Origin of the sequence: Nioella nitratireducens, assembly GCF_001879715.1 — a bacterium.
Lineage (GTDB): Bacteria > Pseudomonadota > Alphaproteobacteria > Rhodobacterales > Rhodobacteraceae > Nioella > Nioella nitratireducens.
Map to the genome: position 1 here is coordinate 45,557 of NZ_MNBW01000007.1, position 22,289 is coordinate 67,845.

The following is a 22,289-nucleotide window of genomic DNA, read 5'->3' on the forward strand; positions in this document are numbered from 1 at the left end:
GGAGGTAGCCATGCCCAAAGCGCCCGAAGACAGCCCCGCCAAACCCGCCCCGGTCGATGCCTCGCGCCGAGAGGTAGACCTGCCATGGTGCGCGCCGAAACCCGGACGCGAAGACATCCGCGCGCCCGATCTGGTACGCGACATCACCCACGCGCCCAATTACCGCCTTGCCGACGCGGACGTGGAGTTCCTCAACCGCGACGACATGCGCGGCACCCGGCTGCAACTGGATTACCAAAAGGCCGAAACCCTGTTGCGGGAACAGGGCATTGCCCATTCCATCGTGGTTTTCGGTGGCACCCGCATTCCCGAACCCAAGGCCGCTGCCGAGAAACTGGCGCAGGCGCAGGCGGCCAGCGATGCCGCGCCCGGCGATGACGCACTGCGCACCCGGCTTCAGATCGCCCGGCGCATCGCCGACAAAAGCCGCTACTACGACATGGCCCGCGCCTTCGGGCGCATCGTCGGGGCGGCCGAGGGGCCGCATGGCAACCGGCTGGTCGTCGTCACCGGCGGCGGCCCCGGCATGATGGAGGCCGCCAACCGGGGCGCCCATGATGTGGGCGCGCGCACGGTGGGGCTGAACATCACCCTGCCGCACGAACAGTTCCCGAACCCCTATATCTCGCCCGATCTCTGTTTCCGGTTCCGCTACTTCGCCTTGCGCAAGCTGCATTTCCTGCTGCGCGCCCGCGCGTTGGTGGTGTTTCCGGGGGGCTTTGGCACGCTGGATGAACTGTTTGAAACGCTCACCCTGATTCAGACCCGCAAAATCCGGCCCGTCCCGGTCGTTCTGGTGGGCCGCGCCTATTGGAGCCGGGTGTTCGACCCCGCGTTTCTGGTGGCCGAGGGCGTGATCGACCCCGAAGACCTGTCGCTGTTCTGGTATGCCGAAACCGCGCAGGAAATCTGGGACGACATCAAGCGCTGGTATGCCCGCGCAGGCCTCGACCTGACCGGGCCCGCGCCGGAAGCGCCCTAGCCAGCAGCCCCCCTGCCGCGCGTCTCAGCCCATGGCCGAGGCCCGCTTGACCTGCCAGATGCGCCGCAGGAAGGCCACGATGAACACCGCCGTCAGGATCAGCACCACCGTCGGCGCGGGCGCGCTGTCGATGAAGAAGCTCGCATAGACCCCGGCCACCATCGACGCCATGCAGACCCCGACCGACACGACCAGCATCCGGCCAAAGCTCTGCACCAGCAGGAACGCAATCGCCCCCGGCGCGATCAGCAGGCTGACCGCAAGGATCAGCCCGGTCGCGGTCAGCGTCGCCACGATGGTCAGCGACAGGATCGTCAACAACCCGTAATGCAGCAGGTTGACCGGCAAGCCCGAGGCCCGCGCCTGCGCCGGGTCGAACGCATGCAGCATCAGATCTTTCCACTTCAGCAACAGTGCCACCGTCACCACCGCCGAAATCGCCCCGGCGGCCCACAGATCCTCGGGACCGACGCCAAGCAGGTTGCCAAACAGGATATGGTCCAGATGCACATTGGTATGGATCGAGACATAGATCACGATGCCCAGACCGAACATGCCCGAAAACACCACGCCCATCACCGTGTCCTGCTTTACCCGGCTGTTGTCCGACAGATACCCCGTCGCCAAGGCCGTCACCATGCCAGCCAAGAACGCCCCAAGAATCAGCGGCAGCCCCAGCACATAGGCCACCACGATCCCCGGCAGCACCGCATGGCTTACCGCGTCGCCCATCAGCGCCCAGCCTTTCAGCACCAGAAAGCACGACAACAGCGCCGTGGGCACCGATACCAGCATGGCAATCCAAAAGGCATTTTGCATGAAGGCAAACTGGAAGGGGAACAGAAGCGTTTCCATCATCGGGCCGCTCCTGTCTCTGCCGCGCGGCGCCTGGACGCCAGAATCCCGTGCTTGGGCGCGAATACGAAGGTCGTCAAAAAGATCAGCGTTTGCAGCACCACGATCACCCCGCCGGTGGCCCCGTCGAGGAAATAGCTGGCATAGGCCCCGACAAAGCTGGTCACCGTGCCGATTGCGACCGAGGTCAGGATCAGTCGCGGAAAGCGGTCGCACAGCAGATAGGCCGTCGCCCCCGGTGTCACCACCATGGCGATCACCAGAAACGCCCCCACCGTCTGCATCGCCGCCACGACACAGGCCGACAGCAGCACGAAAAACACCGCTTTCAGCAGGCCGGGCCGCAGCCCGATAGACCGCGCGTGGCTTTCGTCGAAAAACACCACCATCAGGTCTTTCCACTTGGCCAGCAACACCACCAGCGACACCACTCCGATGATCACCAGTTGCAGCGTGTCCTCGGGCGTGATGGCAAGGATATTGCCCATGGTAATGGTCTGGATCGACACCGCCATCGGGTTGACCGAGGCCATGAACAGCCCCAGCCCGAAGAACGAGGTGAATATGATACCGATGATCACGTCGACCTTCAGGCCCGACCGGTCCGACAGAAACAGCATCGCCGCCGCCGCCAGCCCGCCCGAGATGAACGCGCCAAGCGCGAAGGGCAGCCCAAGGATATAGGCCCCCGCCACCCCCGGCACGACCGAATGGGACAGCGCGTCACCGATCAGCGACCAGCCCTTGAGCATCAGGTAGGACGACAAGAAGGCACAGACCCCGCCGACAAGGGCCGAAACCCACATCGCGTTGGTCATGTAGCCGTAGGAGAAAGGCTCCAGCAGGGCCGTCATGTGCCCTCCTCCGACACCCGGACTTCATCGCCATATTGCACGAAGGGCCGTTCATCATCGGTCAGGATCGAGATGCCGCGTGCGTCGTCATCCTCGTGCAGGTCCGACCCGCCAAGGGTGAAGTGGCGCAGCACGCCGCCGAACGCGGCCTCCAGGTTGGCGCGGGTAAAGGTGGTCTCGGTCGGCCCATGGGCCAGCACCGTGCCCTTGACCAGAACCGTCCGGTCGCAGAATTCCGGCACCGTGCCAAGGTTGTGGGTCGAGACCAGCATCACCCGCCCCTCGTCGCGCAGCTCGCGCAACAGGGCGATGATCTGTTCCTCGGTCTTCACATCGACGCCGGTAAAGGGTTCGTCCAGCAAGATCACCTGCCCGTCCTGCGCCAGCGCCCGCGCGAGGAAAACGCGCTTCTTCTGCCCGCCCGACAATTCACCGATCTGGCGGTGGCGATAGTCCTGCATGTTGACCCGCCGCAGGGCCGTTTCGACCGCCGCGTGATCGGCCGCCTTCGGACGGCGCAGAAACCCCATATGCCCGTAGCGCCCCATCATCACCACGTCTTCGACCAGCACCGGAAACGACCAGTCGACCTCTTCGGATTGCGGCACATAGGCGACGAGGTTCTTCTTCAGCGCCTCGCGCACGGTCATGCCGAGCAGCCGGATCTCGCCCCGCGCGACCGGGACAAAGCCCATGATCGCCTTGAACAGCGTCGACTTGCCCGCGCCATTCACCCCGACCAGCGCCGTCACGGTGCCGCGCGGAATCTCGAAACTCGCCGCGCGCAGCGCCGTCATGCCGTTGCGATAGGTGACGGTGACATCGCGCGCCACAAGCCCGCCATCCGCCGCGCCGCCGCGCCCGGTCTTGCCCGTCAGGATCATTGCCCCCGCCCTTCCGTCAGGCCCTGGGCAATGGTGCGCGCGGTAACGCTCAGCAGGTCCAGGTAGGTCGGCACCGGGCCATCGGCCTCGGACAGGCTGTCGACATAGAGAACGCCGCCATACCGCGCCCCGGTCTCGCGCGCCACCTGTTCGGCGGGGCCGGTGTTGACCGTGCTTTCGCAGAACACCACCGGCACGTCATGCGCCCGCACCCCGTCGATCACCGCGCGCACCTGTTGCGGCGTGCCCATGCGGTCGGCGTTCATCGGCCAGAGGTAAAGCTCCTGCATTCCGAAATCGCGCGCCAGGTAGCTGAACGCGCCTTCGCAGGTCACCAGCCAGCGCTGATCCTCGGGGATCTGGGCGATCTGGTCACGCAAGGGTTCGATCGTGGCGCGTAACTCGGCTTGGTAGGCATCAGCGTTGGCGCGGTAGATGTCGGCGTTGTCAGGGTCGTGCCCGGCAAAGGCATCGGCGATATTGTCGATATAGATCAGCGTGTTGTCCAACCCCATCCACGCATGTGGGTTGGGCAGCCCCTCATAGGCCCCCTCCGCGATCGGAATCGGGTCGATCCCTTCGGTCAGCGTGACCGAGGGCACGTCGTCCAGATTGCGCAGGAATTGCGCGAACCACAGTTCCAGATTCAGCCCGTTCCACAGGATCAGGTCAGCGTCCTGTGCCCGAACGATGTCGCGCGGGGTGGGCGAATAGCCATGGATCTCGGCCCCCGGCCGGGTGATCGAAACCACCTCGGCCGCGTCGCCCGCCACCCGCTGCGCCATGTCCGCCAGAACGGTGAAGGTCGTGACCACCCGCAGTCGGTCCTCGTCCGCCTGCGCGGCCCCGGCAAGCAGCGCCGACATCGCCACCCCGCCGACAAGGCGCACCATCGCATTGGGCATGAATTGTCCTTTCCGTGATCGGGGCCGGCCTTGGCCCCGGATGTTTCTGCAAATGACTCGCAACAAGACCTAGCTGATCTCGCATTTTTTGCAAGTGCAATTCATTTGCATCTGCGCGACGCCCCGCCACCTTCCCTCTGCCCCGGTTTTCTGCTCAATATGCGTCGGTCCGACACCGGCCAGACGCCCCCGGCTGGCAGCGCGGGGGCCAGGAACGGTACGAACGAAAGGGACGGCGCGCAGATGAAACACCCGGTCCGCAAGACCCTGACCGAGCGCTGCAAACGCAAGGGGTTGAGGATTACCGCCCCGCGCCGTGTGATCCTGCAAGTCCTTGAAACGGCGCAAGATCACCCCGATGTCGATGAATTGCACAGCCGCGTCAGGGAAATCGAACCCGGCGTGAACATCGCCACGGTCTACCGCACCATGAACACGCTGGCCGAGCACGGGTTGATCGAGCGCCACAGCTTCTCGGACGGGCGCGCCCGCTACGAAGCGGTGCCCGAATCCCATCATGACCATTTCATCAATGTCGACACCGGCGAAGTGATCGAATTCCGCTCGGACGAGATCGAGCGCATTCAGGAAGAGATCGCCCGCACCTACGGCTTCGACATCGTCAGCCACCGGCTCGACATCTATGTCAGGCCGCGCCAGCCGGATGACGACTAGACCCGACCGCGCCTTGACCGCCCCCGTCCCAATCCGGTCGCAAGACGCACATTCGGCCCGCAAATGGTGCCCGTCGCGCCCTCGGGCCGGACAAATGGCACGATCCATCCCGCTGCGGCGTCGCAGAAATTGCAAAGAGCGGTGTGGTTGCTTATCGACTGGATCTATTGTGTTCGCGACAGGCCCCGACAATGACCCTTGATCAGATCTTCGTGCTCGCGCTCCTCGGGGTGGTCTTCCTGAGCTTCTTCAAGGAACTCTACCCGCCCGAGGTCACGGCCCTCGGCGCCTCGGCGGCCTTGCTGGCCACCGGGATTATCCAGACCGGCGATTTCCTGACCGTATTCAGTTCGTCCGCCCCGATCACGATTGCCATGATGTTCATCATCTCGGCGGCGCTGGAACGGACCGGCGTCCTCGTGCTGTTGGGCGACTACCTCAAGACGCAGGCGCGCGGCTCTTACCTGCGCACGACCATGTTGATGATGGTCGGCACGATGGTCGCCTCGGCCTTCATGAACAACACGCCGGTGGTGATCCTGCTGACCCCGATCATGATCTCGCTGGCAGGGTCGGTCGGAGTCGCGCCGTCACGCCTGCTGATCCCGCTGTCCTATTCCGCGATCTTCGGGGGAATGCTGACGCTGGTCGGCACCTCGACCAATATCCTGATGAGCGGCGTCGCCCGCGATGCGGGCCAACCGCCCCTGTCGATGTTCGAGATGACCTTGCCCGCGCTGATCTTCGCCACCGTGGGCATGATCTACATGTTCTTCGCCGGGCGCTTCATGCTGCCCGACCGGGCCTCGCTCGCCAGTCTTCTGGGCAAGGAGGGCAAGCGCCGGTTCCTCGCCCGCCTGCTGATCCCCTCCGGCTCGCGCTATATCGGCAAGCCGCTGTCCGACCTGCCGTTTCAAAACAGCGGCGGCGCGCGCATTGTCGACGTGATCCGGGGCGAGGTGTCGCTGCGGCGCAAGCTCGAAGAGGTGACGCTGTCCCCCGGCGACCGCATCGTGCTCAAGACCAACACCGGCGAAATCCTCGGCCTCAAGGAAAACGGCGAAATCGAGTTTCACGACATGGGTGCCTCCGGGCTGGTGCCCGTGACCGCCGATCAGACCCTGACCATGGAGGCCTCGGTCGGCCCCAAATCCCACCTGCGCGGACGCCCGATCAAAGACCTCAAGCTGCGCCGAAAATACGGCGTCTACCTGATGGCGGTGCACCGCGAGGAACAGAATATCTCGGACAACGTGCAGGATTTGCGCCTGCAATTCGCCGATACGCTGCTGCTGGAAGGCCCGCCGGAAGGCCTGCAACGGATGATCGAGGATGGCGGGATCGTCAACCTCACCACCCCGGCAGACCGCCCCATGCGCCGCACCAAGGCCCCGATCGCTATTGCTACGATCATCGGCGTGATGGCACTGGCGGCGGCGGGCGTGATGCCCATTGCCGGGCTTGCCGTTATTGGGGCGGTCGTCGTGATGATGACCCGCTGCGTCGACCCGGAAGAGGCCTTCGACGCCATCGACTGGCGCATCCTGTTCCTGATCTTCGGGATGCTCGGCCTCAGCCAGGGGCTGCAAACCACGGGCGCGGCGCAGGTTCTGGTCGATGCGGTGGTGTCACTGGTGGGCGGCTACGGTCCGCTCGCGGTGCTGGCAGCGGTCTACATCCTGACAAGCATCCTGACCGAAATGGTGTCGAACAACGCGGTCGCGGTGCTGGTCGGGCCCATCGCCATCGCCCTTGCCCAGCAACTCGGGTTCGATCCGCGCCCGTTCATCATCGCGGTGATGTTCGCGGCCTCGGCCAGTTTCGCCACCCCCATCGGCTACCAGACCAATACTTTCGTCTACGGTGCGGGCGGCTACAAGTTCAGCGATTTCCTCAAGGTGGGGCTGCCGCTGAACCTTATTTTCGTGGTGCTTGCCCTTCTGGTCATCCCGGTCTTTTTCCCGTTCTAGGCGGCGTTCCCGCCCGTCAGGCATTGAAAACAGGGTGGAACGCGCATAGGTTGTGCGCTCGAAAACAAAAAAATTGCCAGAGCAGACCTGACACATGGTCCCGATCCTGAAGAAAGCGTGGAGCGAAGTGCTCCACCCGTTATTGCAACGCCCCAACCGATTGCAGGTTGCGGCGCTTTGCTATCGTGGACAGGGCATGGAAAAGCAGGTTCTCCTGATCACCAGCCGCGGCACAGGGCGCTGGATTCTGCCCAAGGGCTGGCCGATGAAAGACCTTGGCGCAGGTGAAGCCGCGATGCAGGAAGCCTGGGAAGAAGCTGGCGTCAGCAAGGGCAACCTGTGTGAAAAGGCCGTCGGAACGTACACTTACGACAAGGCTCTCGACAGCGGCTGGTCGATCGTGATCGACGCGATGGTGTTTTCTATCGAGGTCGAGGCGCTGGAGGACGAATTTCCCGAAGCACACGAACGCCGCCGCACATGGGTGTCACCGTCCGAGGCGGCCAATATGGTTGAGGAACCGGGGCTTCAGTCCATCCTGCGGCAGTTTTAGCCGTTTCATCGCGCCGTCGTGGCAAGGGCGTTGATTTGTCCCTTTGTCTTGCTTACCCCGCCCCGGACGCGAGGGGATAGATCATGGAAAAACAGTCACGCGAAACGCGCCATCTCGACACGTTGGACCGTGACCTTGGTCGGCTCTCGTATCTTGAGGCAGGCGCGCAATACGTCGCCCGGCCCATGGTCGGCCCCGGCATCTCGCTGATCTTCGTCGTCTTCGCGGCCCTCATGGCAGCGCTATTCTTCGGCCAGACCACGCATGGCATGATCGTTGCCGTGGCCGCCGTGTTCGGCGCCTACATGGCGCTCAACATCGGCGCAAATGACGTGGCCAACAACATGGGCCCCGCCGTCGGTGCCAACGCCCTGACCATGGGTGGCGCCATCGCCATTGCCGCGATTTTCGAAAGCGCCGGCGCGCTCATTGCTGGCGGGGATGTGGTTTCGACCATCGCCGAAGGCATCACCGAGCCCGCCAGCATGGTCTCGGCCGAGGTTTTCATCTGGGCGATGATGGCCGCGCTCCTGTCCTCTGCCCTCTGGGTCAACCTCGCCACGTGGCGCGGCGCACCGGTCTCGACCACCCATTCCATCGTCGGCGGCGTGATGGGGGCGGGCATCGCGTCTGCCGGCTTCGGCGCGGTCAGCTGGTCGACCATGGGCGCAATCGCCGCCAGCTGGGTCATATCTCCCGCGCTTGGCGGACTGATTGCCGCCGGGGTCCTGTGGTTCATCAAGGCCCGCATCATCTATCGCGACGACAAGATTTCGGCGGCAAAGGTCTGGGTGCCGGTTCTGGTCGGCATCATGGCGGGCGCATTCGCCGCCTATCTCGCCCTCAAGGGGCTCAAGCATCTGGTCCACATCTCGCTTGGCACGGCGCTGCTGATCGGCCTTTTGGCAGGCATCCTTTTTTGGCTGGCGATGATCCCGGTCACCCGCCGCCAATCCAGGGGGTTGGAGAACCGCAACAAGTCTCTCAAGGTGCTCTTTGGCATTCCGCTGGTGGTCTCGGCTGCGCTGCTCAGCTTTGCCCATGGCGCCAATGACGTGGCCAACGCGGTCGGACCGCTTGCCGCCATCGTGCAGGCCTCGCAATCGGGCGATTTCACCGCCGCCGTCAGCATTCCCCATTGGGTGATGATCATCGGCGCCTTCGGCATCTCTTTCGGCCTGTTCCTGTTCGGCCCCAAGCTGATCCGCATGGTCGGCAGCCGGATCACCAAGCTCAACCCGATGCGCGCCTATTGCGTCGCCCTGTCGGCAGCGATCACCGTGATCGTGGCCAGTTGGCTCGGCCTGCCGGTCAGTTCGACCCATATCGCGGTCGGTGGCGTCTTCGGCGTCGGCTTTTTCCGCGAATGGCACACCGAACGCCGAATTCTCAAGGCCCGCCGCGCCATGCCGAACCAGGCCCGCATCGCCCCCGAAGAGCGCCGCCGCCGAAAGCTGGTGCGCCGGTCCCATTTCATGACCATCGTCGCCGCCTGGATCATCACCGTGCCCGCCGCCGCCCTGATGTCGGCGCTGCTCTTCCTCGGGATGCAAACGCTTCTGGGCTGACGGCCCGGTGTGTTAAGGTTTTCCGACGGACCTGTCAGAAAAAACCGACGGCGGCGTCGGAAAAACGTGCCGCTCAGGTATAGGTCCGGTCCGAAATCGGGGTGCGTTCGATCTTGTCCAGCAGGCAGGTCAGCAGCGATTGTTCGGCCCGGTTCAGCCGCGATTGGGGGTTCCAGACCACATGCACATCAATGGCGGGCGGGTTGTCATAGGGCGGCAAGCGCCACAGCAGCCCCTCCTCCACATCCCGCGCCGCGACATGGACAGGCAGCGGCCCGATCCCCAGTCCGGCCACGATCATCCGGCGCACTTCCTCAAGGTGGCTCGACGTGCCAACCACCTGCTCGCCTATGTCTGACTCCGCCCGCAACAGGGCCACCGGCTTCAGCACATCTTGCAACCTATCTGTCTGAAAACTAACTGTATTATGCCCCTTCAGATCGGCGGGCTGCAATTTTTCTCGCCCGAAAAGCGGATAGGGCGGCCCGCAAAAAAGCCCAAAGAATTCCCGGTAGAGCCGCCGGTATTCCAGCTTCGGATTGCGGTCGCGCACAAGGCACACGCCAAAGGATGCCGAGCGCGCCTGAACCGCGCCCACGGCGGCGGAACTGGTCAACACGTCGATGGACAGCGTCGCCTTGGGATGGGCCGCGTGGAATTCGGCCAGTGCCTCATCGAGCAGCGGACAGATCACATGGCTGGCCACGGCCAGTTGCACATGGCCGCTGACCTCATCCGTCATTTCCCGCATCAAGGTCGTCAACCGCAGAATTGACCCCTGGATGTCCAGCGCCTCGGTGAACAGCCGCTCACCCGCCTCAGTCAATTGAAATCGCCCGGGTTTTCGGTCGATCAGGGTGCGGCCCAACCGGTCCTCCAACCGCTGCAACGCGGCCGAGACAGAGGGCTGCGTCAGGTTCAACCGCCGCGCCGCATCGGTCACCGAGCGCGACTGCGCCAGCACCACGAAGGTGCGCAACAGGTTCCAGTCCAATTCCCGCAGGATTCGTTCGGGGGACAGGCGGGTATCACGACCGGGCATAGATGAAACCTATTATCAGAATACCGATTATCTATTTGATCTATGCTTAGCGCCTTTCCATGCTCCGTCCAACCCCGCCCGCAAAAGGACACCGGATGTCGATCGAAGCCCGAGAGGCCCGCCAGCCCTGGATCCTGCTATCACCGTCGCTTGCGGTGATCACTTTGCTGCTGATCGTGCCGGTCCTGTTCATCGTGGTCTATTCCTTCTGGCTGCGCACCTCGGTCGGCGATGTTCAGCCAGGCTTTTTCCTCGACAACTGGCAAGATGCGCTGACTGACAGATTCTTTCGGGACATCCTGCTCAACACATTGAAAATAGCAGCAATTACCACGGTGGTCTGTGCCCTGATGGGTTACCCGGCGGCCTATTTCATCGCGCGGGCCAAGGGCAACAAGGCGCTGCTCTTGCTGCTTTTGATGCTGCCCTTCTGGATCAGCTACATCATCCGCACGATGAGCTGGATCTACATTCTCGGCACCTCCGGCGCGCTCAACACGGCGATGGAATGGCTCGGCATCATCAACGAGCCGATCCAGATGCTCTACAACGAGACGACCGTCATTCTCGGCCTCGTGCATTTCCTGCTGCCGTTCATGGTGCTGAATGTCTATGTCAGCCTTGAGGGCGTCGATACCACACTGGAAGACGCGGCCGGATCGCTCGGCGCGACCAAGTGGCAAAGCTTCCTGCAAGTGACCCTGCCCCTTTCGTTGCCCGGCCTCGCCGCCGGCGGGCTGCTGTGCTTTGTCCTTGGGGCCGGCACCTATATCACCCCCGCCGTTCTGGGCGGACCGCGTGATGCCATGTTCGCGAATCTCGTCTTCGAGGCGATCATCACCCAGCTCAACTGGCCAATGGGCGCGGCGCTGTCGCTGCTGCTGCTGGCCGTGCTTGGGGTTTTGGTGATGGTCTACAATCATTTCCTCGGCCTCGGCCAATTGATGAAGGGGTTGGGCTGATGGGATGGCCACTGATCCGCCTGTGGGCCATTCTGGTCTACCTGTTCATGTTCCTGCCGATCGCGGTGGTGGTGCTGCTCAGCGTCAACGCCAGCCAGTTCGGCGCCTTCCCGATGACCGGCCTGTCGCTGCGATGGTTCGAGGCGCTGTTCAACAATGATGCGATCCTGCGGGCGCTGCGCACCTCGCTGATCCTCGGCAGCCTGACGGCGGTCGTGTCCACCACGCTTGGCGTGCTCGCCAGCCTTGCCCTCGTCCGCTACAACATCCCCTTCCGCAACGCGATCTCCACCCTGCTGATCGCGCCCATCCTTGTGCCCGAGGTCGTGCTGGCCGTCGCGCTGCTGCTGTTCCTGCAATTCCTCGGCATCCACAAGAGCTTTACCCTGCTGCTTTTCGGGCATGTGATTTTCACCCTGCCCTTCGTGATCCTCGTGGTACAGGCGCGACTGGTCGGCATCCGCCGCGATGTGGAAGAGGCCGCGATGAGCCTTGGCGCCTCGCCGATGCAGACCTTTTTCACCATCACACTGCCCCTGCTGACGCCTGCTGTCGCGGCGGGCGGGCTCTTTGCCTTCACCATCAGCTTCGACGACATCACCGGAACGTTGTTCTGGAAGCCGGGCGGAGTGGAAACCGTGCCCACCCAGATTTTCGCAATGCTGCGCAATTCCATCAGCCCCGAGATCAACGCGCTCGGCACGCTGATGATCGTGATCACCGCCGGGCTGCCGCTGCTTGGCCTTGCCATTTCCCGCCGTCTGGCGCTGCGGCGCGAGCGGGCGGGACAATCCGAATAATAACAAGACCAACCAACCTCAAGACCTCACCAAGAACAGGGAGATCGAAAAAATGGACAATACAACCCGTTATCAACGCCTGCTGGAGCGGTTCCAGAACGGAGATATCGAACGCCGGAATTTCCTCGGCCTGATCGGGGCCGCGGGCCTGGCCTATGGGGTGCAGACGCCCTTCGCCAAGTATGCCGCCGCGCAAAGTGTCAGCGAAGTGCGCTTCGACGGCTGGGGCGGCATCGTGTCCGAGGCCTTCCGCGAATATGCCTTCGACCCTTTCACGGCCGCGACCGGCATCAACGTGGTCGACGGCACTTTCGGCGGCGGTGACGAATACCTCGCCCGTGTGCGCACCAGCCAGCCGGGCGAATACAACATCGCGCACCTGTCGGGCGTGTTCGACTATGCGCGCTATCACAACCTCGGCCTCTCGGTGGAACTGAACGAAGCCAATATCCCCAATCTCGACCTCTGCATTCCCGCGCTGTCGGACGCGTTCCGCTCGATCAGCGGCGGGCCGTTGTCGGCCGTGCCCTATGACTATGGCACCACCGGCATCGCCTATAACCGCGCCTATATCTCGGACGAGGAAGCGCAGGCTCAAGGCGCACGTCTGCTGATCAACGAGGCCTATTCCGGTAAAATCGGTGGCTGGGCCGACTGGCGCACCCGGATCTGGTATGGTGCATTGCAAACCGACCAGGACCCCAACAACATCCAGGACATGGAGGCCGTCTGGGACGCCGTGCGCCAGCACCGCGACCTTGCCTTGCGTTACTGGACCTCGGGCGCCGAACTGATGAGCCTTCTGGCGGAAGAAGAGATCTACGTGACCGAAGGCTGGTCGGGCCGCATCTACGCCCTGCAAGAACAGGGCCACGACATCGGCTATATCGACCCGCCCAACGGGTTCGGCTGGCAGGAATGCCTGTTCGTTCTGGCAGGGTCGCCACTGGAAGCCTGCGAAGAACTGCTGAACTTCATGCTGGCGCCGGAAACCTCGATCGCCGTGGCCGAAGGGCAGAACTATCCCCCCGCGCTCGACCCGACGCAGGTGGATCTGGGCGACAAGATCCCGACCCTGCCCGCTTTCGATCCGACCGGCACCCTGTCGGGCCTGACCTTTGCCGTGCCGGATTACTGGAACGGGAACGAGCAGGAGTGGTCCGAAACCTTCAGCCGCGTACAGCGCGGATACTGAACCTGACCCAAGGGGTGGCGCCTGTTCGCGCCGCCCCTCCCCCCACTGGAAGGACTGTGGTCGTGAGCGCCGTCACCCTGAGCAATATCGAGAAGAAGTTCGGCAATTTCACCGCCGTCCATCCCATGTCGCTGGAAATTCCCGAGGGGGAATTCGTGACCCTTCTGGGTCCGTCCGGCTGCGGCAAGACCACCACCCTGCGCATGGTCGCCGGGCTGCTCGACCCGACCAAGGGCGAAATCTCGATCAAGGGACGCCGGGTGAACGACCTGCCAATCCACAAGCGCAACCTGGGCATCGTGTTCCAGAACTATGCGCTGTTTCCGCACAAATCCATCGCCGAGAACGTCGGCTTCGGCCTGCGCTATCGCAACGTGTCCAAAGACGACGCCGCCCGCCGCGTGAAGGACGCGCTGGAATTGGTGCAACTGCCGCATGTCGCTGACCGCTACCCTTCGGCCCTGTCTGGCGGTCAACAACAGCGGATCGCCCTGGCCCGCGCCATCGTCATCGAGCCTGACGTTCTGTTGCTGGACGAGCCGCTGTCGGCCCTCGACGCCAACCTGCGCGAAGATATGCGGGTGGAACTGAAGCGCATCCAGCACCGCATCGGCGTAACCTCGATCTTCGTCACCCACGACCAGGCAGAAGCGCTGGCGATGTCCGACCAGATCGTGGTGATGTCGGATGGCCGCGTGGAACAGGTGGGCCCGCCGGAAGAGGTCTACAATGCGCCCGCCAGTGAATTCGTGGCGAATTTCCTCGGCGCCTCCAACATCCTGTCCGGGCAGTGCACCGCACGCGAAAACGGCACCGTTGCCATTGACGCCCCGCTGTTTGGCACCGTGCCCGTGCCCGCCGAAAAGGCCCCGAACATCCCCGGCCCCGGCGCCGCCAAGCTGGTGCTTCGGGCCGAGAAACTGCAACTCGTGGCGAAAAACGCCCCGTCTGATGGCTTGATCTCAACCGAGGCCGTCGTGGAAACGGTAGACTACCAGGGGCAGGCCGTGCGCTATTTCGTGCGCGTTGGCGACACCCAGTTGCAGGCGATCAACATGATCGACACGCGCCCCTTCGCCGAAGGCGACACGGTGCGGGTCCAGTTCAGGCCACGCGATTGCGCGGCCCTGCCAGGAGCGTGAGAGGATGACGAGGGAGGGGAAAAGTCACCTGTTCTATCAGGGGCGGGGGCGCAAACCCGTTCTGGATCAGGCGCGTGGCGTCTATATGTGGGACACCGAGGGCAAACGCTACCTCGATGGCTCGTCGGGCGCCATGGTCTGCAATATCGGCCATTCCAACGATACCGTGCTGGATGCAATGCGCCGCCAAATGGAGCGCTCGACCTTCGGCTACCGGTTGCATTTCGAAACCGAAGCCTCGGAAACGCTGGCCCGCAAGACAGCTGCCGTGACGCCAGAGGGGCTGGACAAGGTGTTCTTTGTCTCGGGTGGCTCTGAAGCGGTGGAAAGCGCGATGAAGCTGGCCCGCCAATATGCCGTGGCGACCGGAAGCGGCAGCCGTTGGAAGGTGATTTCCCGCGCGCCCAGTTATCATGGCTGCACGCTCGGTGCGCTGGCCATCACCAGCTATTCCCCGCTCACCCGGCCCTTCGAGCCGATGATGCAGCCCATGCCCAAGGTTCCGGCCCCCCGCGCCTATCTCGACGGGCTGGACCCCGAGGATGAGGCGACCGGCCACCACTACGCCGACATGCTGGAGGCCAAGATCCTTGAGGAAGGCCCCGACAGCGTGCTGGCCTTCATCGTCGAGCCGGTCGGCGGTGCCTCGACCGGCGCGCTGGTGCCGCCTGTTGGCTACATGGAGCGGGTGCAGGAGATCTGCGCGCGCCACGGTGTGCTTCTGATTTTGGACGAGGTCATGACCGGGGCGGGCCGCACCGGCAAGTTCCTGGCTGGCGATCACTGGGGGATCCGCCCCGATATCGTCGTGATGTCCAAGGGGTTTGCCGCGGGCTATATGCCCCTTGGGGCCATGGTCGCGCATGAACGGCTGGTCGAACCGGTGCTGGACGACGGCGGCTTTCAGCACGGGTTCACATACGCGGGCAACCCACTGGCCTGTGCTGCCGGGGTGGCGGTGCTGTCGGAAATCGAGCGCCTGAACCTGTGCCACAACGCCGAAGTCATGGGTATGGGGCTGAAAGCGCGGCTCAAGGGCCTGATGGACCGCTATCCGATCATCGGCGACGTGCGCGGCAAGGGTCTGCTGACGGCGTTCGAGTTCATGTCGGATCGCAAGACCAAGGCGCCACTTCCCAAGGAACTGCGCGCCTTCGACCGCTTCGTGCAGATCGCCTATGAAAACGGTCTGATCGTCTATTCCCGCCGCACCCGTGATGGGACCGAAGGCGACCATATCCTCGTCTGCCCGCCGATGATCGTGACCGAGACCCATCTGGATGAGATCACCCATATGCTCGACGCATCGCTCAAGCAGTTCATGGAGGAAATCCACCACAAGCTGCCCAAAACCGCCTGAGGCCCCATGTCAAAAATCATCATCACCTGTGCGGTCACCGGGTCGATCCACACCCCCTCGATGTCGCCCTATCTGCCGGTGACGCCGGACGAAATCACGACACATGCCGTCGAGGCGGCCGAGGCCGGGGCGTCGATCCTGCACCTGCACGCGCGCGACCCCGAAACCGGGCAGCCCTCGGCGGAAACCGATCATTTCATGTCCTTCCTGCCGCGGATCAAGCAGGCGACGGACGCGGTGCTGAACATCTCGACCGGCGGCAGCGCGGTGATGACACTGGACCAAAGGCTTGCCGCGCCAAAACGGGCCGAGCCCGAGATGTGCAGCCTGAACATGGGCACGATGAATTTCGCGCTCTACCCCGCCGCCGACCGGATCACCGAGTGGAAACACGACTGGGAAGAGCCCTTCCTGCGCAATTCCGACGACCTCGTGTTCAAGAACACCCCCCGCGACATTGCCCGCATCCTGACCGAAATGGGCGAAGACCGCGGCGCGAGGTTCGAATTCGAATGCTACGATGTCAGCCACCTCTACATGCTGCGCCACTTCGTGGATCGTGGGCTGGTCAAGGCCCCGGTCTTCGTGCAATTCGTCTTTGGCGTGCTTGGCGGGATCGGCCCCGACCCGGAAAACCTGATGCATATGAAGCTGATCGCCGACAAGCTTTTCGGCAACGACTATGCCTTTTCGGTGCTGGCCGCCGGACGTCACCAGATGCCGCTGATCACCATGGGGGCCACCATGGGGGGCCATGTACGCGTGGGGCTGGAAGACAGCCTGATGATCGCGCGGGGGCAACTGGCCAAAACGAATGCCGAGCAGGTCGCCAAGATCCGCCGCATTGTCGAAGACCTTGGCCGAGAGGTTGCCACGCCGACCGAGGCGCGCGCCATGCTGGACCTCAAGGGCGCGGACAGGACGGCGATCTGAGCCATGGACACCGTGACAATCCGGCCCGTGGAAGAGGCCGACCTGCCCTTGCTGGACTCGGCGCTGCGGGCGCTGTCGGACGATCTGGACGATCCGCATCGGGCGGGGATGAAGGCGCTGCGAGCCGCCGGGTTCGGCCCCTGCCCCGCCTTCCATGCCCTGCTGGCGCTGGACGGGGCGGATATGGTCGGGGCGATCATGTTTTCGCCCGTGTTTTCCACGGTGCGCGGCGTGCCGGGGCTTTACGTGTCTGACCTCTGGGTGTCGGACGCGGCGCGCGGCACGGGGCTGGGGCGGCGGTTGCTGGCGGCGGCGGCGGCGCGGGCCTGCGCGCTCTGGGGCGCGGGGTATTTGCGGCTCGATGTCTATGACGACAGCGCGGGGGCGCAGGGGTTTTACAACCGATTGGGCCTGACACCGATGACGGGGCAGCAGACGCTGGCCCTGTCCGGCGACGGCTTTGACAGACTGAAAGGTGAGGCATGAGAGCGATCTTCGACGACCGGCAGTGGCGCCACGACCCCAAGCATTTCATGGCCAACGGGGCGATCCTGCCCAACCCGGAACAGCCCGCGCGCATCGACATCCTGCGCACCGGGGCGCAGGCGGCGGGCTGTGTGTTCGAGGCTCCGGCAGATGCCGGGCTTGGCCCCATTGCAGCGGTTCACACGGCGGAATACCTGAGTTTCCTGCGCCACATCTACCCCCGCTGGCAGCGGATCGACGGCGCGGGCGAAGAGGTGATCCCCAATATCCACCCGGCCAACCGCAGCGACGGCTACCCGAAATCCGCCGTTGGGCAAGCGGGCTATCATCAGGCAGACACCGCCTGTCCGATTGCGGAGGGCACATGGGAGGCCGCGTATTGGTCTGCACAATCGGCAATTACCGGGGCAGATCTGGTGACGGGCGGCGAGCGCGCGGCCTATGTCCTGTCGCGCCCGCCGGGGCATCATGCCTTTGCCGATCTGGCCGGCGGGTTCTGCTTTCTCAACAATTCCGGCATCGCCGCGGAACGCTTGCGCGCCAAGGGGTTACGGCCCGCGATCCTTGATGTGGACGTGCATCACGGCAATGGCACGCAGGGCATGTTCTACCGCCGGGGCGATGTGCTGACGGTCTCGATCCATGCCGATCCCGAGCGGTTCTACCCCTTCTTCTGGGGCCACGCGCAGGAACGTGGCGAAGCAGACGGGATGGGTGCGAACCTGAACCTGCCGCTGCGGCGCAAGACCGATGACGCGGGCTATCTCAAGACACTGGATACGGCGCTGGACCGGATCACCAGTTTCGGGGCCGACGTGGTGGTGGTGGCGCTTGGCCTAGACGCCTTTGAAGGCGATCCTTTTCAAGGACTGGCCGTCACGACGCCGGGCTTTGCCCGGATCGGCGCGGCGATTGCGGGGCTGGGGGTGCCGACGCTTTTCGTGCAGGAGGGCGGTTATATCTGCGACGGGCTGGGCGACAACCTGACCAGCGTGCTGAGCGGGTTTCAGGGCGCCTGAGGGTCAGCCCGTGACCACCTCGTAGACGAGCTTGGCAGACACCACGGCCAGCGCGATCTCGATCAGCAGGAAGAAGGCACGTTCCGGCAGGTGGCGGGTGATCCTGGACCCGCTCCACGCCCCCAGAAGGGCTGCGGGCGCAAGCCAGACCGCTTGCCCCGCGCTGTCCCAAGTGATTTGGCCCGCAAGAATAAAGGGAAGCACTTTCAGAAGGTTGACTGCCGAGAAGAAGATCGCGTTGGTGCCGAGATAGGTCATCTTCGACAGGCGCTGCGGTAACACGTAGCTTTGGTAAGGGGGGCCACCCGCGTGGGCGATATAGCTGGTGATGCCGGTCAGCGTGCCCCAGAAAACCCCGCGCGGCACATCGGCGGGCCGGGCCGGATGCTCTTGCCGTGAAAGGCGTTTTCGAACGGCATTGAAGAGGTAGTAGATCCCGATGGCCGCAACCAGCAGCTTCATGGTCCAGACCGGCACGAGGGTGACGGTGAAATAGGCAATCGCGATGCCGAGAATGGCGGGGGGCAGCAGGATGGCGAGGTTGCGGACCGAGAAGTCCTTGCGGAAGAGCCAGACCGCATACATGTCGGCCACGATATAGATCGGCAGCAGCAGCCCGGCGGCATGGGCGGGGTCCATGAACAGCGACATGAGCGGCACCGAGAGGATCGCGATCATGGGGACGCCGCCCTTGGAAAGGCCCATCAGATAGGCGGCGATGAAGGCGACGATCCAGTAGTCCATGCGCGGTCCTGCTCTGCTCGACCGCAGGGCTACGGGGGATCGGGACGGGGTTCAAGGGGCCGTTGTCACCCGTACACCCCGCGTACACCCCCCGTGCACCCCCCGTACACCTGTTTGGCGATTTTCGGGATCGTGGCCGCTAGCGGCCACGCCCCAGCCGGGACGCACCGAGCGCGCTGAGGGCAACCATCGCGGCGGCGGTGGCAAGGCAGAGCGGCAGCCCGCCGACCTGGTAGCTGGCCCCGGAGAGCACCGTGCCGAGCAGGCGGCCCGCCGCGTTGGCCATGTAGTAAAAGCCCACATCCATCGTCACCCGCTCGTCGCTGGTGAAGGCGAGGATCAGGTAGGAATGGAGCGAGGAATTCACCGCGAAGATCGCTCCGAAAACCAGCAGCCCGACGATCAGCGTGGCCGTCAGCCACGGGGCCGGGGCCCCGGCGATTTGCGTCAGGACGGCGAGGCTGGCAGGCACCACGATCAACGCCGCGACCCAGTGGCGCGCGGTGGCGACGATCTGCGTGGGCGACCGGTCGGCGGCCCGCAGGAGGCGGGGGGCCGACGCTTGCACCGCCCCGTAGAGAATGATCCAGAGCGCCATGAAGCTGCCGATGACGAAGAAGGCCGAACGATTTCCCGCCTCGGTCCCGTCCGATAGCACGGCGTAGAAATAGACCGGGATGCCCACCACGAACCACACGTCCCGTGCCCCGAACAGGAAGACGCGGGCGAAGCTGAGCCAGTTGATGTCGCGGTTCTTGGAAAAGACCTCTTTGAACTTCGCGTCCTTGCGGCCTACGGGCAGGCCCGCGGGCATCCGCAGCACGACCGTGACAAGGATCACCGCCAACACCGCCGCCATGCCGAGCACTGCCGCATGGAAGCCCGCCAGCGCCAGCAACGCAGCCCCCAGCAGGAAGCCAAGGCCCTTGACCGCGTTCTTGGAGCCGGTGAGCAGGGCGACCCATCGGAAGAGGCCGCCGCTTTCCTTGGGGGCTAAGAGCTTGACGGCGGATTTGGAGGACATCTTGGCCAGATCCTTGGCCACGCCCGAGGCCCCTTGCACCGCCATCACGAAGACGACCGAGGCCGCGACCGACCAGCCGGGGTCAAGCAAGGACAGCGCCAGCAGCGCGCCGACCTGAAGCGTCAGCCCGGCATAGAGTGTCGAGGTCAGGCCGAACCGCGCCGCGATCCAGCCCGCGCTGAGATTGGTGACGACCCCCGCGATTTCGTAGAGCACGAAGAGGTAGGCCAGCTGCACCGGCGAGAAACCCAGCGTGTGGAAATGCAGGAGCACCAGCATCCGAAGCGCCCCGTCGGTCAGCATGAAGGCCCAGTAGGCCGCCGTCACCGCGACATAGGCGGCGAGGCCCTTTTGACTCACAAGCTCTCCCCCACCATCTGCGCCACGTCGGCGAGGCGATAGGCATAGCCCCATTCGTTGTCATACCACGCATAGACCTTCAGTTGCGTGCCATTGACGACCATGGTCGAGGGCGCGTCGACGATCGAGGAGCGGTCGTCATTGGTGTAGTCGGTCGAGACGAGGGGGCGGGTTTCGTAGCCGAGGATGCCCTTGAGATCGCCGTTTGCAGCGGCCTCGAAGGCGGCGTTGACCTCCTCTACCGTGACGGGGCGATCCAGCTCGAACACCATGTCGGTCAGCGAGGCATTCAACAGCGGCACCCGCACGGCATGGCCGTTCAGCTTGCCGGTCAATTCGGGGTAGATCAGCGTGATCGCGGTGGCGCTGCCCGTGGTCGTGGGGATCAGCGAATTCAGCGCCGACCGCGCACGGCGCAGGTCCTTGGCGGGGCGGTCCACGATGGTTTGCGTGTTGGTCACGTCGTGGATCGTGGTGATGGAGCCGTGCTTGATGCCGAAGGTTTCGTGCACGACCTTGACCACTGGCGCGATGCAGTTCGTGGTGCAACTGGCCGCTGTCACGATATCATGCGCCGCCGGGTCATAATCGTGATTGTTGACGCCGTAGACGATATTGGCCGTGGGGCCATCCTTGACCGGGGCGGAGACGACCACCTTTTTCACGCCCGCCGCGAAATAGGGGGCAAGCCTGGCCTCGGACTTGAAGACGCCGGTGCAGTCGATGACCACATCGACGCCCTCAAGCGGCAGGTTTTCAAGGTTGCGCTCGTTCAGGACCGGCAGGCGGGTGCCGTCGATGGTAATGCTGTCCGCATCATGGGCGAAACTGGCGCGCCAGCGGCCATGGACGGTGTCGAATTCCAGCAGATGCGCGTGCATTTCCGGATCGCCCACGACGTCGTTGATCCAGGCGATCTTGGCGCCACGTTCGAGCAGGGGGCGCAGCGCGAGCTTGCCAATCCGGCCCAGGCCGTTCAGGGCGTAGGTGGTCATGCGGTGTCTCCTTCAAGGTTGGAAGCGCCGATGCTGTCGATCTCGCCTTGCAGCGAAATCCGGTCGAGGGCGTCCAGCGGCAGCGCGGTGAACAGGGTGATCCGGTTCTTGAGCGCGCCATAGGCCAGTTGGAAGGCGAGGCGTTGTTCCGCCTCGGTGCCGGTGGCCTTGACAGGGTCGGGCATACCCCAATGGGCACTGAGCGGCTGACCTTCCCAGACCGGGCACTCCTCGTTCGCGGCCTGATCGCAGACGGTGAAGACAAAATCGAGCGCCGGGGCGTCGGGGCCCTGAAACTCCGACACGTTCTTGGCGCGCAGGTGGCTGGTGTCATGGCCCTTGTTTTGCAGCATCTCGACGGCGAAGGGGTTGAGCTCGGAATAGGGTTTGGTCCCGGCCGAGAAGACCTCGAACCGGTCGCCGGCCATGTCCCGCAGGATGGATTCGGCAAAGATGGAGCGGGCGGAATTGCCGGTGCAGATGAACAGGACAGTGTATTTCCGGTCGGCCATGGGGGTGTCTCCGTTGGCGTGAGGGAGGGGCATGGGCGGGCACAGGTCGGGGCGCCCTCGGCAACACTCGTTGAACAGGAACCCGACCAGTGCCTGCGCGGTGCCGATCTCGGCCCGGTAGCGCAGCGAGGTGCCCTGCCGCGCCTGCCCGATCAGCCCCGACTCGCGCAAGCTGGCGAGATAGGCCGACGCCGTGGACGCCTTGAGGTCGAGCGCCGCCGCGATTTCGCCCGCCGGGACCGCATCGGGATAGCGGCGCATGAGCAGCCGGAAGACGCCATTGCGGCCCGCGTGGGCAAGGGTGGCCAGTTGGTCGAGTTCTTTTTCCATATTTCATGAATTATGGAATTAAATGTGAGTCGGCTACCCTCTTTCGGACCATGACAGGCAATTTTCACAGAAAGATCACAACACGATCTTCAAGCTTGAAACTTTAAGCTTGAAATAAGTGCTGGCACCGGTAGCCTTT

Annotated in this window: 22 protein-coding genes; 13 read left to right on the forward strand and 9 right to left on the reverse strand. The window is 64.0% G+C overall.

Translation table 11 applies throughout. From position 1 onward, the window contains the following. Nucleotides 1-10 precede the first annotated feature (10 nt). The gene (locus tag BKY27_RS08260; protein WP_071673995.1) at nt 11-982 is read left to right on the forward strand and encodes an LOG family protein; all 972 of its coding nucleotides are present in this window, start codon (nt 11-13) and stop codon (nt 980-982) included. Nucleotides 983-1,006: 24 nt separating this feature from the next. Here the strand turns inward: BKY27_RS08260 and BKY27_RS08265 are convergent, their stop codons facing one another. The 4 genes from BKY27_RS08265 to BKY27_RS08280 are packed head-to-tail and all read right to left on the reverse strand — an operon-like array spanning nt 1,007 to nt 4,480. After that, on the reverse strand, nt 1,007-1,840 hold the full coding sequence (locus BKY27_RS08265; protein ID WP_071673996.1) for a metal ABC transporter permease: 834 nt from the start codon (nt 1,838-1,840) through the stop codon (nt 1,007-1,009). After that, nucleotides 1,837-2,691: a metal ABC transporter permease gene (locus tag BKY27_RS08270; RefSeq protein WP_071673997.1), complete on the reverse strand. Its 855-nt coding sequence runs from the start codon at nt 2,689-2,691 to the stop codon at nt 1,837-1,839. The genes BKY27_RS08265 and BKY27_RS08270 overlap by 4 nt, the downstream gene beginning before the upstream one ends. After that, on the reverse strand, nt 2,688-3,575 hold the full coding sequence (locus BKY27_RS08275) for a manganese/iron ABC transporter ATP-binding protein (protein ID WP_071673998.1): 888 nt from the start codon (nt 3,573-3,575) through the stop codon (nt 2,688-2,690). The genes BKY27_RS08270 and BKY27_RS08275 overlap by 4 nt, the downstream gene beginning before the upstream one ends. Continuing rightward, complete coding sequence (locus tag BKY27_RS08280) at nt 3,572-4,480, reverse strand: metal ABC transporter substrate-binding protein (RefSeq protein ID WP_071673999.1); 909 nt, start codon at nt 4,478-4,480, stop codon at nt 3,572-3,574. Before BKY27_RS08280 ends, BKY27_RS08275 begins: the two co-directional genes overlap by 4 nt. Nucleotides 4,481-4,723: 243 nt before the next feature. On the opposite strand from BKY27_RS08280, the gene BKY27_RS08285 reads away from it, so the two are divergent. The 4 genes from BKY27_RS08285 (at nt 4,724) to BKY27_RS08300 (ending at nt 9,246) form a co-directional block, all read left to right on the forward strand. Next, nucleotides 4,724-5,155, forward strand: coding sequence for a Fur family transcriptional regulator (locus tag BKY27_RS08285; protein ID WP_071674000.1), 432 nt, complete (start codon nt 4,724-4,726; stop codon nt 5,153-5,155). A 191-nt stretch (nt 5,156-5,346) separates the two neighbouring features. Continuing rightward, nucleotides 5,347-7,125, forward strand: coding sequence for an SLC13 family permease (locus BKY27_RS08290; RefSeq protein WP_071674001.1), 1,779 nt, complete (start codon nt 5,347-5,349; stop codon nt 7,123-7,125). Between the two features lie 94 nt (nt 7,126-7,219). Continuing rightward, nucleotides 7,220-7,678, forward strand: coding sequence for an NUDIX hydrolase (locus tag BKY27_RS08295; protein WP_071674002.1), 459 nt, complete (start codon nt 7,220-7,222; stop codon nt 7,676-7,678). An 83-nt stretch (nt 7,679-7,761) separates the two neighbouring features. Then, on the forward strand, nt 7,762-9,246 hold the full coding sequence (locus tag BKY27_RS08300) for an inorganic phosphate transporter (protein WP_071674003.1): 1,485 nt from the start codon (nt 7,762-7,764) through the stop codon (nt 9,244-9,246). Between the two features lie 73 nt (nt 9,247-9,319). Here the strand turns inward: BKY27_RS08300 and BKY27_RS08305 are convergent, their stop codons facing one another. Then, entirely contained in the window at nt 9,320-10,288 is a 969-nt protein-coding gene (locus BKY27_RS08305) for a LysR family transcriptional regulator (RefSeq protein WP_071674004.1), read from the reverse strand. A 95-nt stretch (nt 10,289-10,383) separates the two neighbouring features. Here BKY27_RS08305 and BKY27_RS08310 point away from each other — a divergent pair, with 95 nt between their 5' ends. From BKY27_RS08310 to BKY27_RS08345, 8 genes are all read left to right on the forward strand, one after another. Beyond that, the gene (locus BKY27_RS08310) at nt 10,384-11,250 is read left to right on the forward strand and encodes an ABC transporter permease (protein ID WP_071674005.1); all 867 of its coding nucleotides are present in this window, start codon (nt 10,384-10,386) and stop codon (nt 11,248-11,250) included. Further along, on the forward strand, nt 11,250-12,050 hold the full coding sequence (locus tag BKY27_RS08315) for an ABC transporter permease (RefSeq protein ID WP_071674006.1): 801 nt from the start codon (nt 11,250-11,252) through the stop codon (nt 12,048-12,050). The genes BKY27_RS08310 and BKY27_RS08315 overlap by 1 nt, the downstream gene beginning before the upstream one ends. A 52-nt stretch (nt 12,051-12,102) precedes the next feature. Continuing rightward, nucleotides 12,103-13,245 carry an extracellular solute-binding protein gene (locus BKY27_RS08320; RefSeq protein ID WP_071674007.1) on the forward strand — a complete coding sequence of 381 codons (1,143 nt, stop codon included), beginning with the start codon at nt 12,103-12,105 and terminating at the stop codon, nt 13,243-13,245. Between the two features lie 62 nt (nt 13,246-13,307). Further along, nucleotides 13,308-14,387: an ABC transporter ATP-binding protein gene (locus tag BKY27_RS08325; RefSeq protein ID WP_071674008.1), complete on the forward strand. Its 1,080-nt coding sequence runs from the start codon at nt 13,308-13,310 to the stop codon at nt 14,385-14,387. 4 nt (nt 14,388-14,391) lie between these two features. Then, on the forward strand, nt 14,392-15,747 hold the full coding sequence (locus BKY27_RS08330; protein ID WP_071674009.1) for an aminotransferase family protein: 1,356 nt from the start codon (nt 14,392-14,394) through the stop codon (nt 15,745-15,747). 6 nt (nt 15,748-15,753) lie between these two features. Beyond that, nucleotides 15,754-16,680 carry a BKACE family enzyme gene (locus tag BKY27_RS08335; protein WP_071674010.1) on the forward strand — a complete coding sequence of 309 codons (927 nt, stop codon included), beginning with the start codon at nt 15,754-15,756 and terminating at the stop codon, nt 16,678-16,680. A gap of 3 nt (nt 16,681-16,683) precedes the next feature. Next, complete coding sequence (locus BKY27_RS08340) at nt 16,684-17,166, forward strand: GNAT family N-acetyltransferase (RefSeq protein WP_071674011.1); 483 nt, start codon at nt 16,684-16,686, stop codon at nt 17,164-17,166. Further along, nucleotides 17,163-18,185, forward strand: a complete 1,023-nt coding sequence (locus BKY27_RS08345; protein WP_071674012.1) for a histone deacetylase family protein — start codon at nt 17,163-17,165, stop codon at nt 18,183-18,185. The genes BKY27_RS08340 and BKY27_RS08345 overlap by 4 nt, the downstream gene beginning before the upstream one ends. A gap of 3 nt (nt 18,186-18,188) precedes the next feature. On the opposite strand, the gene BKY27_RS08350 is transcribed toward BKY27_RS08345, so the two are convergent. The 4 genes from BKY27_RS08350 to BKY27_RS08365 all read right to left on the reverse strand — a co-directional run bounded on the left by BKY27_RS08350 (nt 18,189) and on the right by BKY27_RS08365 (nt 22,150). Continuing rightward, nucleotides 18,189-18,929, reverse strand: coding sequence for a sulfite exporter TauE/SafE family protein (locus BKY27_RS08350; protein WP_071674013.1), 741 nt, complete (start codon nt 18,927-18,929; stop codon nt 18,189-18,191). A 139-nt stretch (nt 18,930-19,068) separates the two neighbouring features. Then, nucleotides 19,069-20,313, reverse strand: coding sequence for an organoarsenical effux MFS transporter ArsJ (gene arsJ / locus BKY27_RS08355; RefSeq protein WP_084667905.1), 1,245 nt, complete (start codon nt 20,311-20,313; stop codon nt 19,069-19,071). Then, a complete protein-coding gene (locus tag BKY27_RS08360) occupies nt 20,310-21,308 on the reverse strand; it encodes an ArsJ-associated glyceraldehyde-3-phosphate dehydrogenase (protein ID WP_071674015.1) in 999 nt (332 codons plus the stop codon). Before BKY27_RS08360 ends, arsJ begins: the two co-directional genes overlap by 4 nt. Continuing rightward, nucleotides 21,305-22,150 (reverse strand): arsenate reductase/protein-tyrosine-phosphatase family protein, encoded by an 846-nt coding sequence (locus BKY27_RS08365; RefSeq protein ID WP_071674016.1) that lies wholly within the window; start codon nt 22,148-22,150, stop codon nt 21,305-21,307. Before BKY27_RS08365 ends, BKY27_RS08360 begins: the two co-directional genes overlap by 4 nt. Nucleotides 22,151-22,289 lie beyond the last annotated feature (139 nt).

Excerpts from the sequence above, each read along its gene's own strand:
- BKY27_RS08260 (WP_071673995.1), top strand. The coding sequence starts at position 11 with ATGCCCAAAGCGCCCGAAGACAGCCCCGCCAAACCCGCCCCGGTCGAT.
- BKY27_RS08265 (WP_071673996.1), bottom strand. The coding sequence starts at position 1,840 with ATGATGGAAACGCTTCTGTTCCCCTTCCAGTTTGCCTTCATGCAAAAT.
- BKY27_RS08270 (WP_071673997.1), bottom strand. The coding sequence starts at position 2,691 with ATGACGGCCCTGCTGGAGCCTTTCTCCTACGGCTACATGACCAACGCG.
- BKY27_RS08275 (WP_071673998.1), bottom strand. The coding sequence starts at position 3,575 with ATGATCCTGACGGGCAAGACCGGGCGCGGCGGCGCGGCGGATGGCGGG.
- BKY27_RS08280 (WP_071673999.1), bottom strand. The coding sequence starts at position 4,480 with ATGCCCAATGCGATGGTGCGCCTTGTCGGCGGGGTGGCGATGTCGGCG.
- BKY27_RS08285 (WP_071674000.1), top strand. The coding sequence starts at position 4,724 with ATGAAACACCCGGTCCGCAAGACCCTGACCGAGCGCTGCAAACGCAAG.
- BKY27_RS08290 (WP_071674001.1), top strand. The coding sequence starts at position 5,347 with ATGACCCTTGATCAGATCTTCGTGCTCGCGCTCCTCGGGGTGGTCTTC.
- BKY27_RS08295 (WP_071674002.1), top strand. The coding sequence starts at position 7,220 with ATGGTCCCGATCCTGAAGAAAGCGTGGAGCGAAGTGCTCCACCCGTTA.
- BKY27_RS08300 (WP_071674003.1), top strand. The coding sequence starts at position 7,762 with ATGGAAAAACAGTCACGCGAAACGCGCCATCTCGACACGTTGGACCGT.
- BKY27_RS08305 (WP_071674004.1), bottom strand. The coding sequence starts at position 10,288 with ATGCCCGGTCGTGATACCCGCCTGTCCCCCGAACGAATCCTGCGGGAA.
- BKY27_RS08310 (WP_071674005.1), top strand. The coding sequence starts at position 10,384 with ATGTCGATCGAAGCCCGAGAGGCCCGCCAGCCCTGGATCCTGCTATCA.
- BKY27_RS08315 (WP_071674006.1), top strand. The coding sequence starts at position 11,250 with ATGGGATGGCCACTGATCCGCCTGTGGGCCATTCTGGTCTACCTGTTC.
- BKY27_RS08320 (WP_071674007.1), top strand. The coding sequence starts at position 12,103 with ATGGACAATACAACCCGTTATCAACGCCTGCTGGAGCGGTTCCAGAAC.
- BKY27_RS08330 (WP_071674009.1), top strand. The coding sequence starts at position 14,392 with ATGACGAGGGAGGGGAAAAGTCACCTGTTCTATCAGGGGCGGGGGCGC.
- BKY27_RS08335 (WP_071674010.1), top strand. The coding sequence starts at position 15,754 with ATGTCAAAAATCATCATCACCTGTGCGGTCACCGGGTCGATCCACACC.
- BKY27_RS08340 (WP_071674011.1), top strand. The coding sequence starts at position 16,684 with ATGGACACCGTGACAATCCGGCCCGTGGAAGAGGCCGACCTGCCCTTG.
- BKY27_RS08345 (WP_071674012.1), top strand. The coding sequence starts at position 17,163 with ATGAGAGCGATCTTCGACGACCGGCAGTGGCGCCACGACCCCAAGCAT.
- BKY27_RS08350 (WP_071674013.1), bottom strand. The coding sequence starts at position 18,929 with ATGGACTACTGGATCGTCGCCTTCATCGCCGCCTATCTGATGGGCCTT.
- BKY27_RS08360 (WP_071674015.1), bottom strand. The coding sequence starts at position 21,308 with ATGACCACCTACGCCCTGAACGGCCTGGGCCGGATTGGCAAGCTCGCG.
- BKY27_RS08365 (WP_071674016.1), bottom strand. The coding sequence starts at position 22,150 with ATGGAAAAAGAACTCGACCAACTGGCCACCCTTGCCCACGCGGGCCGC.